Raw genomic sequence first — 11,797 nt, forward strand, 5'->3', positions numbered from 1 at the left:
TCGCCGAGGCTCTCTGGACCTACTTCCTCCCCAAATTCGACGTGATCAGCCAGATCCTCGATGCCGGCATCATCGGCGACATCCTCTCCGTCTATACGGAGTATGGCGAATACCTGCCGCGCGACCATCGGATCTTCGATGCGACGCTTGCCGGCGGGCCTCTGCTCGATCTCGGTACATATCCCGTCTCGCTCCTCGCCAAGCTTCTTGGCACGCCCGAACGCATCGTCGGCCTGGCCACGCCCGACCCGGCCGGCGTCAACGGACAGCTCTCCGTTGTCGTCTCCAACAAGAGCGGCGCTCTCGGCACAATGTCGACATCGCCTTACGGTTTCAGCCCGACGAACGCGGCGATCATGGGCAGCCGAGGCACCATCCGGTTCGAGACGGAGTTTCTCCTGCCGGGCAGCTTCGAGGTCTGGTCCCTCGATGGCACCCGCCGCCTGCGCTACGAACAGCCGAGAGGCGCGCATTTCCAGGGTCTTTTTTACGAAGCCGCCGAGATCGCCTGGGCGATCTCGGAAGGAAAACGCGAGACGGCGTGCCGACCCGCCGAGGCATCGCTCGCTACCATGCGGCTGCTCGACGGCATACGGCAGGCGCTCGGCATCGACTTCACGCAGGCAGGGCTGGTGGAATAGGCCTCCGTCACCCGCTGGTCGTCTGCAACGACGCACGGATGCCGTTCGCCAGGGCGTCGCCGAGTACGATGCCTGCCGTCATGCGTGACAAGGCGTCTCTGCCGGCACCGGCGAGATCGAAACGAACGCTGGCGAGTGCTGCCGTGGGCGACAGTGGCGTTTCGGTCATACAGACAATCGGCATCTGCAGCTCTTTGATGGTCACGACATGAGCGGGGAGAGCACTGCTGAACGGCGCCGTCTCCAGGATGACGGCCGCATCTCCGCGCCTTGCAAGAGCGAGGATGTCGATTGCAGAGGCCATGTCGGTCAGCAGAATCGCCCGGATGCTCATCGCGGCAAGACGCCGGTGGAAGAAGCTTGCGAACGGCAGAGCGTCTTTGCCCGCGAGGATGAAGATGCTATCCGCCGTCGAAAGCATGCCCGATGCAGCGCTGATGTCGGCAAGGGAGATCGTCTCGCCCATCGTGTCGAGCGACATGCGGCAGGCCTCGACAGTCTCCTGAATGGCGTTCCAGTCGTCGCGGGCGGGGCCAATCTCAAATGCAGCATGAGATGTGGCCTTTGCGACGATTCTCGCGCGTCCCGCCTGCTGGAACACCGACTGAAGATCGCTGAACCCGCTATATCCGAGGAACTGCCCAAAACGGACGAGCGTCGACGGCGAAACCTGCGCAGCGTCTGCAATTGATGCGACGGTGCCGAACGCAATGTCGTCGGGATGGTCGAGGGCATAATGTGCAAGCGTCGCGATCCGCTTGGGAAAGTCTGCGTGCCGCGCCAGCATCAGGGCTTTGAGCGTATCGAGATCCCGCGGACAGCCGTCCTTGTCATCCAGTCGGGGTTTTGGAAGCGCACGCGCGGAGGCAGCCCGATGACCTCGCGGGACGGGGTCGAGCCGACCACTCATAGATCACCCGTCACGAATTGAGCGACACCCCCGCCGAACGACCAGTCCTCGTCACCGTTCTCAACGAAAGACACCATGAGATCGGACGCCGGAATGCCACATCTTTCGGGCAATTGAACACCAAGATTTTCATAAAACGCGAGTTTTTCGTTTCGCGGTCTCGGCCGCGAGACGACTTCGATCAGGACGAAACGATCCGTCCGCGTGAAGCCGAGGCCTGTGTCCAGCGCGCGAAAATGCGTGTCCTCATGTTCGAACACGATCTGATAGCGATCGCGCTCCGGCACATGAAATGCGTCCAGCATGACCGCGTGCACCGTGTCGAGAAGGCGTGTGATATCGGCCTCCGAACGGCCCTTGCGGATGTGCAGCTTGATCAGCGGCATGAGAGGTCCTTTCGGCTGGCGGCTACGCCTTCGTGTCGCGATCGATGATCCACTGGACGGCGGGATCGGGAACGAAACGCCAGTTCCGCAAGGGACCTGCCATGACGTTGAGATAGTACATATCGAATCCATAAGGCGCGCCGCAGGGGTGATGGCCGCGTGGCACGAGGACGACATCGTGCGACTTCACAGCTATGGTCTCGTCGAGTGTGCCATCCTCCGTGTAGACCCGCTGGACGCCGAACCCCGTGTCAGGGTTCAGCCTGTGGTAATAGGTCTCTTCCAGATAGGTGATCCGCGGGAAATCGTCCTCGTCGTGCCGGTGGCTCGGATAGGAGGACCAGTTGCCGGAGGGCGTGAACACTTCCGTCACCAGCAGGCTGTCGCAGTCGTCATCGGCTTCCATCGCGATATTGTTGATGAAACGCTGGTTTGCGCCGGTACCGCGCGGGGTGAGCGTGATCCGGTCCGGCCCGATGCGGTGGGCCTTATGACCTCCCCTGCCGGGAGCAAGGCAGACGGCGATGGTGCAGTCCGTGGTCGCCTCCGCCTGCCATGTCTCGTCGTTCGGCACATAGAGGCAATGCGGCGGCGTCCGCTCGAAGACGTTCATGCGATCGCCGAGTTCGCCCCAATCCGTGCCCGCCGCCTGAAACCGTGCCTTGCCCTCCACCATCACCAGAATGGTTTCCATCGCGCCCGTCGCCTCGCCGATCCTGTCGCCCGCACGCAGACGGTAGAGACTGAAGCCGACATAACGCCAGCCGGTCGATTGCGGCGTGATCTCGTGGACCTTGCCGTGACGGCCAAAGGGCCGGCGTCGAAGCATGCTCATAGCAGTTGCCCTCTTTATTCGGCTGCCGTCGCGGAGGATGTGTCGAGCCCCGCATCGCGAGACATCGCCTTTAGAGCCTTCAGGCCCATGTTCTGGTAGAGGAACGGCTCCCGAACGGCGCTGTCCTGCTCGGCCTCAATGACGAGCCAGCCGGCATAGGCGTGCTCGGCGGCGATCTTCAGGACCGGTTCGAAGGCGACGCAGCCTTCCGGATCCCCCGGCACGGTGAAGACACCGAGGCGCACGCCATCGAGAAACGACAGGTTCTCCGAGCGGACGCGGGCCATGATCTCGGGCCGGATGTTCTTGGCATGGATGTGCGTCACGCGGTCCATGTATTTCCGGGCGACCTCCTGCGGATCGGCCCCGCCGAAGGTGCAGTGGCCCGTGTCGAGAAGAAGCCGCGTATGGGGACCGGCCATGCGCATGAACCGGTCGATGTCGGCGGCGCTCTCGATGATCGTGCCCATGTGGTGGTGGTAGCCCATCCTGACGCCCTGATCGGCCGCATGCTTCGAAAGCGCCTCGTATCCTTCCGAGAACCGTGTCCATTCGGCATCGGTCATGATCGGCCGGTCGTTGACCGGCGTGCCCTCGCTGCCATGCACGGTGTTGGAGCATTCGCAGACATTGATGTGGTCGCCGCCGGCGGCCCTGGTCATGTCGATGAACGTCTGAAGCGCCGCCTTCTCGGTCTCCACCTCGTTGACGAGGAGATTGGTGGAGTGCCAGCCGCCAACGAAGCGCAGGCCGAACGCGCCGAGTGCGTCCTTCAGTGCCCCGCCCTCGCTCGGCATCTTGTGGCCCTTCTCGATGCCGTCAAAGCCGATCTTGCGGCAGTCCGACAGGCAATCCTCGAGTGTCAGATGCGCGCCGATCGTCTGATCGTCGTCATTCGACCAGGCAATGGGGTTGGTTCCGTAGAGTATCATGGTCGTTCCTTCCGGCCTGTCGAGATGTCAGTTGATGCGCTGGCGCGCGGTGTTGGCCTCGTAATGGGCGCGGGCCTGGGCGAGCTTGTCGGTATCGCCGACCGCGGGAACGGCGACATCCCACCAGGCGCCGCCGATACCCGGACCGGTTTCCGCTTCGGTATCGATGACGATCACGGTGGGGATCTGGCGATCCCGCGCCAGAACGATCTCGCTTTCAAGGGCAGCGATGCCATCGACCTTGACCGCATGTGCGCCCATCGAGCCGGCATGCGCCACGAAGTCGATCTCGGGCTGCACCTCGATGTTGCTGTCCTTGTACATATTGTTGAACTCGGCACCGCCGCACTCCTGCTGAAGCCGGTTGATGCAGCCGTAACCGCGGTTGTCGGTGAGAACGATCGTGAAGGGCACCCGCATCATGACGGCGGTTGCCAGTTCGGAATTCGCCATCATGTAGGAGCCGTCGCCGACGAAGCAGACGACCTCCTTTTCCGGCGCCGCAAGCTTGATGCCGAACGCGCCCGCGACCTCGTAGCCCATGCAGGAGAAGCCGTATTCCATGTGGTAACCGCCGGCAACCGACCGCCAGAGGATCTGCAACGCTCCCGGCATGGTGCCGGCCGCGCACATGGCAACCGTCTGTGGCCCGGCCACCCGCTGCACCGCCCCGATGACCTGAGCGTCCGATGGCAGGATATTGGCGCTCGCAGCCTCCGGTGCCGCCGTCACCCGATCTGTCGCCTTGAACCACGCATCCCGCCCGGCAAAGTCCGGATCGGCGAAGCGGTGCTCGCCGAGCCCCTTCGAAATTCGCTCCAGCGCCACTTTCGCGTCGGAGACCAGCGGGATCGCGCCATGCTTGGCCGCGTCGTAGCCGGTGAGGTTGATGGAGACGAGCTTGCGGTTCGCCTTGCCGAAGATGGCCCAGCTTCCCGTCGTGAAATCCTGAAAGCGCGTTCCGACACCCAGAATGAGGTCGGCCTTCGCCGCGATCGCGTTGCCGCAATCCGTGCCCGTTACCCCCGGCGAACCGAAGTTGAGCTTCTCCTCCCAGTCGATCGCCCCCTTGCCCGCCTGCGTCTCGACGACGGGGATGTTGTGCTTTCGGGCAAAGGCGAGAAGGTCTGCGTCCGCACCGGAATATAGCACGCCGCCGCCGGCGACGATCACGGGGTTCTTGGCCCCCTTCAGCGCAGCGACGACATCCTCGACCTCCCGCATGTCGGGCTCCGGCCGCCGGATGCGCCATGTCTTCGTCTCGAAGAAGGACAGGGGATAGTCGTAGGCCTCCGCCTGCACGTCCTGGCAGAAGGCGAGCGTGACGGGACCGCAGGTGGCCGGGTCCGTCATGACCTGAAGAGCGCGCGGCAGTGCGGTCAGAAGGTGTTCCGGCCGGGTGATCCGGTCGAAATAGCGGCTGACCGGACGGAAGCAATCCGTGACGCTCATCGTGCCGTCGTCGAAATCCTCGATCTGCTGAAGCACCGGATCCGGCCGGCGATTGGCAAAGACGTCGCCGGGAATGAAGAGGACCGGCAGGCGGTTGACATGGGCGAGCGCTGCGGCCGTCACGAGATTGGTCGAGCCGGGTCCGATGGACGACGTCACCGCCATGGCTTTCCGGCGGCGCTTCGTCTTGGCATAGGCGATGGCCGCATGCGCCATCGTCTGCTCGTTCTGTCCGCGCCATGTCGGCAGCTTCGCGCCGATGCCATGCAGAGCCTCGCCGATACCGGCGACGTTGCCATGGCCGAAGATCGCCCAGACCCCTTCGATGAAGCGATCCCCCTCCTCCGTCATCTGCACGGAAAGCCAGCGGAACATGGCTTGGGCCGCGGTCAGGCGAATGGTGTCGGTCATGTCAAAGTCCTCCCTGCGACGAAACCGTCGCTTCGTTGTCCTGCGCCAGCGTGCGCGCCGTCTCCCAGAGTGTGCAGAGGCGGCGATAGCGCGCCTGCATATCCTGCACGGCATCCGCATCCGTAATGTCTCCAGCGAGCCATTCTCGGGCAGCCTTGGCGAAGATCGTTCGACCCACGGCAAAGCCCTTCACCAGCGGGAAGCTGGCGGCGATCTTGAAGCTGGCCGCCAGTTCGTCCTCCGGCGCATCGAGGCCGAGGACGACGATGCCGCGTGTATTCGGATCGTTGCCGGTGATGGCGGTGCAGGCATTGTCCCAGGCGACGCGGCTTGCCATCGGCTCGAGCTTCCACCAGTCGGGATAGATGCCGATCTCGTAGAACCGGCGGATCAGGGTGGCATTCGTATCGTCATCGACCGGGCCGACCTTCGACGGAATGATCTCCAGCAGAAACTCCAGCCGGTTGCGCCGCGCGGCCGCAAAAAGTCGCCTGACCGTTTCCTCCTGCATAGCCCTGAGATCAGGGGCATCATCAGGATGGCAGAAGCACAGGACCTTCACGACATTGTCGAGCGGCCATTCATCAAGGCCGCCGAAGTCGGGACCGATCTCCGGCTCGAGCGTCAGGGGACGCGATCCCGGCCACTCCACCGGGCGGCCGATCCAGAGGCCGGTGCCGGAAGCCGCATGCAGAGCACGCTTGCCGAGGCGATTATCGCAGAGAATGCCGTATCCCTGCCGACCGTTCTGCACGCCGAGCGCCGCTTGAAGGCAGAGCGCCTTGAAGTGACCGATCTTGTCGGGTGTGGCCCCCGGCATGGCTTCCAGCTGCATGCGGTGATCGAAGGCGAAGACGCGCATGATCGACCAGTCCTGATGCCGGTTCGTCGCCCAGTGGATCTGCTCGAGCTCAAGATCCTGACGCAGCGCCTTGGTCTTCACCCCTCGATCGAGGAAGAACATGAGCTCTGCCAGCGAGGGATAGGCCGGCGTGCAGCCGTGGCGGCTGACGGCGAAGGCGCCGCACGCATTGGCATATTGAAGGGCACGCGGCCATGCGGCATCTTCAAGCCAGCCCTTGATGAGGCCGGACATGAACCCGTCGCCAGCACCCAGCACGTTGAAGACCTCGATGGGATAGCCGGGGCCGGCCTCTCCGTCGTCAAGATCGTCGGAAATATCGCCCGTGAAGGCCACGGCCCCTGCCGCACCGCGCTTGCAGACGAGCGTCGCGCCCGAGACGGCGCGAACCGCACGCAAGGCCGCGATCGTTTCCGTGGAGCCGCCCGCGATGTGGAACTCTTCTTCCGTTCCGACGATGAGGTCGAAGAGGTGGAGTGTCGATTGCAGCTTGGATGTGACGGCCGCGCTTTCCACGAAGCGGCTCTCGCCGTCGCCATGGCCGGCAAGGCCCCAGAGGTTGGGACGGTAATCGATATCGAGCGCGGTCCGGGCCCCATGCTTGCGGGCAAGCTCCAGCGCCTTCAGAACCGCCTTTTCCGTATTCGGGTGGCTCAGATGCGTGCCGGTGGCAACGACGGAGCGTGAACGGGCAATGAGCTCTTCGTCAATGTCGTCCTCGCACAGGGCCATGTCGGCACAGTTCTCGCGATAGAAGATCAGTGGAAATGTCCTCTCGTCGCGGATGCCGAGAAGCACGAGCGCCGTCAGCCGCTCGGGATCGGTCTTCACCCCGGTGACATCGACACCTTCGCGCGTCAGTTCCTCGCGGATGAAGCGCCCCATATGTTCGTTACCGACCCGCGTGATCAGAGCCGACCGGAGGCCGAGCCGCGCCGTTCCCGCCGCCATATTGGTCGGCGAGCCGCCGATATATTTGCGGAAGGACCCCATATCCTCCAGACGTCCCCCGATCTGGGCGCCGTATAGATCGACGGATGATCGACCGATCGTGATGACATCCAGTGACTTGTTCATTTCATCCTCCGGCATGGGCCGTGGTTCCAGGGATCGACCGTGCCTGCACCCGCGCGCAGACACGGCCGCTCGTTGCGTCAGAGATGGTCCGAGACGTAGGCGATGCTCTTGCGGACGGCCGCTTCCGGATCGGGCAACGCGTGGACCTCTTCGGCGAAGGGCTCGAAGCTGAAGGGGCCATCGAAGCCGGCGGCGATCAGCGCCTTGATCTGCGCCACGTTCTCCAGACGGTCTGCATCATCCACCAGCACGCGGTGCGCATCGAGCATGTCGTCCACCGCAACCGCCGGATCGACCACGCCCGAGATGTGGACAAGGCCCGTACGGCCTGGGAAAAACTCGGTTTCCCCGGCAAGGTGATGATGGAAGGTGTCGTGGACCAGTCTGTAGACATCGCTGCCGTCAGCCGCATCGATGGCGCTGAGGGCTTCCGCCTTCGTTCTCAAGGAGGAGATCGGGAACCCCAGGGGCTCGACGAGGCCTGTCAGACCGCGCGCCCGAAGGATCGGCTTCATGGCTGAGAGGGCTGCCACGAGATCATCGAACGAGACCTTTGTCCCGTCGTTCAGCGGGCACATGACCAGCGCCCTGGCGCCGCTCGCCGCAGCGTAATCCGCCAGAGCCACGGCCTTTGCCGGCAGATCTCCCGACCAGACGTTGAAGGGATAAAGCGCATTGATCGAAACGATCTCGACGCCGGCCCTTTCCGCCGCCGCCTTGACGTCTGCGGGGTCCATCGTGTGGACGACATCCGGGGTATCGTTGCGGATTTCGACCTCCGTCAGCCCGAGACGGCGAGCGGTGGAAAAAAAATCCTCAAGAGACAGGTTCGGGGCCGTGATGTGATTAATGGCAAAACGCATGGGAGACCTCAGTTATACAGCGCCGGACGGGCGGGAAGGTTGATGGCGATCGCGGCACCTTCGGCATCCTGCGCGCTGACGCAGGCATCCGATGTGATCGCGGCGACATAGCCGTCCCATGAACTCGGGCCGGAGGCGGTGCCCCTGGCAGCGGCATGAATGAAATCCTGCAGTTCGACGTCGTAGCTGGCGATGAAACGGTCCTTCCAGTCGGTCAGGATTTCGCTCTGCTGGCGCGCACCCAGACGCATGGGAATGGCCATGGGATCGGGCAAGTTGGCGATACCGTCCTCGCCGACGACCTGGCACTGGATGTCGTAGCCGTAGTGGCAGTTCACGAAGATCTCGACGTCGATGATCGTGCCCTTGGCGGTTTCCAGAATGACGATCTGCGGATCGCGAAGCTTGGCATGGCTGCGGGCGGAGGCCCTGGGAAAGAGGACGCGGGCGGAGACATAGTCGTCGTCGAGCAGCCAGCGCAGCACGTCGATCTCGTGGATCATCGTGTCGTGGATCGCCATCGGGGTGACGTATTGCTCGGGAACGGCGGGGTTCCGATGAGCGGCATGGACCATGATCGGCGCGCCGATCTGGCTGTCGACGACCTTCTTCAGGGCGACATAGCCCGCATCGTAGCGGCGCATGAAGCCGACCTGCACCAGGCGTTTCCCATGAGCGACTTCCGCATCGACGATGCGCTTGCCGCCATCCGCCGTCGTGGCCAGCGGCTTCTCGCAGAAACACGGCTTGCCGGCAGCGATTGCTGCGAGGACATATTGTTCGTGCGTCGCGCCCCAGGAGGTCACGAGGACGGCATCGACATCCGGCGAGGCGATCAGCGCCTCGCCCGTGTCGAAAATGGCGGCATCCGGCGCGATGTCTGCCTTGACCGCTTCGGCCGAGGCCCGGTTGACATCGCTCAGGGCGACGATCCTTGCGCCGCCGAGGACGTGGTTGATGCGGCGCGCATGATCGCGCCCGATGGCGCCCGTGCCGATAACACCAATTCTAACAGTCATTTCAGGCCTCATTCCAGTATTTGGCGACGTAGCGCCGGGTTTCGTTGAGCATGAAGCGCGCGCTCTCATCGACGCGGTCTTCCCAGGCGAACACGCAGTTCGAGAGAACACCGTCGAATTTCATGTCTGCGAGCGTCGCGAAGAACGTATCGAAATCGATCTCGCCCTGGCCGAAGTCGGTGTGCTGATGGACACGCACCTTGGAACCGGGAGGGTTGACGATGTAGCGGAGCTCCGACGACTTGTTGTGGTCGTAGGTGTCGGCCAGCCGGACATGCACCAGATGCCCCTCCGTGGCGCGGAGATTGGCGACCATGTCGGGACCGTAGAAGAACGTGTGCGGCGCGATGAACGACGCTTTGACGGACGGCGAGTTGATCGTCTTGATGATGTCGACGGCCGGCGCGATCTGTTCGATCCAGTCTTCCGGGTGCGCTTCCAGCGACAGGACGAGGCCCTCCTTCTCGAGGAGCGGCACGAGAACATCCATCGCGCGGAAGAACTGGGCCTCGCAGGTTTCGGGACGATGGAGGCCGGAACGATCGTTCAGGCTACGCTCCGGCGATCCGCCACGGCCGAACTCCGAGACGAGCATCGGGCCATCCATCTCGACCGCGATCTCGATGACGCGTTTCCAGTTGTCGATCGCGTTGTCCCACTCGTCCTGGTAAGGGCTCGCCCAGCGATACATCGGCTGGAGTGTCGCAAGGCCGACGCCATGATCCTTCAGCGCCTTCTTGAAGCTGGCGACGCGCTCCGGATAGACTTTCGGCCTCGTCCACCAGGAGAGAAAATCCGGACGCGGGGACAGTTCGACGTTATCGTAGCCGAGATCGGCAACCTTGCGGCAGGTGTCCTCCAGCGACAGGTGCCGGAACATGTGCGGGTCGAGTGTGTGTTTCATGGGCTTCTTCTCCGGGGCCGCTGTCGTTTCACTTGTAGGTCGCCATGGTGTCCGGCGTGACGAGTTCGAAGGGCACCCAGAGGGCCTTCTCGGTCGGCTTGCCCGAGGCCATCGCGATAGCCGTCTCGACCGCGACCTCCCCCTGCCTGGTCGCATTCTGGAAGACCGTCAGGTCGAGGTCGCCCGAGGTCATGGCGGCAAGGCCGTCCGGTGTGGCATCGATGCCGGCGATCACGATGCTCTTCATGTCGACGCCGGCGGACTTCAGAGCCTGGGCGGCACCGATGGCCATCTCGTCATTATTGGCAATGACGGCATCGAACTGCACGCCTGCGGTCAGCCAGGACGCGGTGAGATCCTGTGCCTGGGTCCGGTTCCAGTTGGCCGTCTGCTTCTCGATAATCTCGATCTTGCAGTCGGGCCGCGCGAACACGGCCTCGACATCCTTGGTGCGGGTCAAGGCAGCGTGGTTCTCGAGAGGGCCCATCAGAATGACGGCGCGACCTTTGCCGCCCATCAGCTTGCAGGCTGCCTCTGCTTCCATGGTCCCGGAATCAAGCTCGTTGGAGCCGACGAAAGCGGTGCCATCCGGCAGGCCGCTCTCGAGCTCGGCCGGCGGATGGTTGACGTAGACGAGCGGGATCTTGGCGTTTCGCGCCGCCTGCGTAATCGCGGCCGTCGCGTCTCCATCAACGGCATTGACGATGATGGCGTCGACGCCGTTGGCGATGAAATTCTCGACCTGGCTCAGCTGCTTGGCCGGATCGAGCTGGGCGTCTTCGGTGAGAAGCTCGATGGTCGTATCTTTCGCTGCGCCGGCGCGAATGCCGTTCAGCAGGATCGTCAGAAACGGATTGTCGAAGGACGTCATGGACACCGCAACCTTCGTCTCGGCGAATGCCGGCGATGCAAGAAGGCCAGGTGCTGCAAAAAGGCAAAGTGCGGTCGTGATCAGGAGCTGTCTCATCGGAGGTCTCGCTAATTGAAGGTCGTTTGGTGGTGATGTTGGACGCTGGGAGGCCGGCTCCCTTGGAAGACGTGCCTGGGTTTCAGGCCGTCTTCACGCGCTTTCGCTGTCGGTAAACGTCGGCCACGACGGCGGCGACGATGATGATGCCCTTGAGCATTTCCTGGTAATAGGCATCGAGCCGGAGGAACGTGAACCCGGAGATGATGACCCCGAAGATGACCATGCCGATCATGGTGCCGAGGATGGAGCCGCGACCGCCCGAAAGGGAAACACCGCCGATGACGGCCATGGCAATGGCGTCGAGTTCATAGCTCGTGCCCATCCCGGCCTGAGCGGTCAGGCCACGCGAGGCGACGACGATGCCGGCGAGTGCCGAGAGAAGGCCCGCGACCGCATAGACCTTGACCGTGTGGCGCTCGACATCGATGCCCGAGACGCGCGCCGCCTGCTTGTTCGCGCCGATGGCATAGGTGAACTTGCCATAACGGGTGTAGCGCAGGACCACATGCATGATGGCGGCGACGATGAGGAAAAT

Annotated in this window: 12 protein-coding genes; 1 reads left to right on the top strand and 11 read right to left on the bottom strand. The window is 63.3% G+C overall.

Annotated elements, in window-relative coordinates; translation table 11 throughout:
- Positions 1-641, top strand: a 641-nt coding sequence (locus BSG19_RS26245) for a Gfo/Idh/MocA family protein (protein WP_210185422.1), incomplete at its 5' end; no start/stop codon positions are given.
- A gap of 7 nt (positions 642-648) precedes the next feature.
- Here BSG19_RS26245 and BSG19_RS25380 read toward each other — a convergent pair.
- From BSG19_RS25380 to BSG19_RS25430, 11 genes are all read right to left on the bottom strand, one after another.
- On the bottom strand, positions 649-1,551 hold the full coding sequence (locus BSG19_RS25380) for a MurR/RpiR family transcriptional regulator (protein ID WP_092990777.1): 903 nt from the start codon (positions 1,549-1,551) through the stop codon (positions 649-651).
- Positions 1,548-1,937, bottom strand: a complete 390-nt coding sequence (locus tag BSG19_RS25385) for a tautomerase family protein (RefSeq protein ID WP_092990778.1) — start codon at positions 1,935-1,937, stop codon at positions 1,548-1,550. The genes BSG19_RS25380 and BSG19_RS25385 overlap by 4 nt, the downstream gene beginning before the upstream one ends.
- A 22-nt stretch (positions 1,938-1,959) precedes the next feature.
- Positions 1,960-2,772: a 5-deoxy-glucuronate isomerase gene (gene iolB, locus BSG19_RS25390; RefSeq protein ID WP_092990779.1), complete on the bottom strand. Its 813-nt coding sequence runs from the start codon at positions 2,770-2,772 to the stop codon at positions 1,960-1,962.
- 14 nt (positions 2,773-2,786) lie between these two features.
- The gene (gene iolE, locus BSG19_RS25395; RefSeq protein WP_092990780.1) at positions 2,787-3,704 is read right to left on the bottom strand and encodes a myo-inosose-2 dehydratase; all 918 of its coding nucleotides are present in this window, start codon (positions 3,702-3,704) and stop codon (positions 2,787-2,789) included.
- 27 nt (positions 3,705-3,731) lie between these two features.
- On the bottom strand, positions 3,732-5,567 hold the full coding sequence (gene iolD / locus BSG19_RS25400) for a 3D-(3,5/4)-trihydroxycyclohexane-1,2-dione acylhydrolase (decyclizing) (protein ID WP_092990781.1): 1,836 nt from the start codon (positions 5,565-5,567) through the stop codon (positions 3,732-3,734).
- Position 5,568: 1 nt separating this feature from the next.
- A complete protein-coding gene (gene iolC / locus BSG19_RS25405; protein WP_092990785.1) occupies positions 5,569-7,506 on the bottom strand; it encodes a bifunctional 5-dehydro-2-deoxygluconokinase/5-dehydro-2-deoxyphosphogluconate aldolase in 1,938 nt (645 codons plus the stop codon).
- Between the two features lie 77 nt (positions 7,507-7,583).
- Complete coding sequence (locus tag BSG19_RS25410; RefSeq protein WP_092990782.1) at positions 7,584-8,369, bottom strand: TIM barrel protein; 786 nt, start codon at positions 8,367-8,369, stop codon at positions 7,584-7,586.
- Between the two features lie 8 nt (positions 8,370-8,377).
- Positions 8,378-9,388, bottom strand: a complete 1,011-nt coding sequence (locus BSG19_RS25415) for a Gfo/Idh/MocA family protein (RefSeq protein ID WP_092932611.1) — start codon at positions 9,386-9,388, stop codon at positions 8,378-8,380.
- Between the two features lies 1 nt (position 9,389).
- Positions 9,390-10,292 (bottom strand): sugar phosphate isomerase/epimerase family protein, encoded by a 903-nt coding sequence (locus BSG19_RS25420; protein WP_092990783.1) that lies wholly within the window; start codon positions 10,290-10,292, stop codon positions 9,390-9,392.
- Positions 10,293-10,320: 28 nt separating this feature from the next.
- Positions 10,321-11,259, bottom strand: coding sequence for a sugar ABC transporter substrate-binding protein (locus BSG19_RS25425; RefSeq protein WP_092990784.1), 939 nt, complete (start codon positions 11,257-11,259; stop codon positions 10,321-10,323).
- Positions 11,260-11,341: 82 nt separating this feature from the next.
- Positions 11,342-11,797: ABC transporter permease (locus tag BSG19_RS25430; protein ID WP_139274838.1), on the bottom strand; the 456-nt coding region annotated here is incomplete at its 5' end.

Source organism: Rhizobium sp. NFR03 (assembly GCF_900111275.1).
Lineage (GTDB): Bacteria > Pseudomonadota > Alphaproteobacteria > Rhizobiales > Rhizobiaceae > Ferranicluibacter.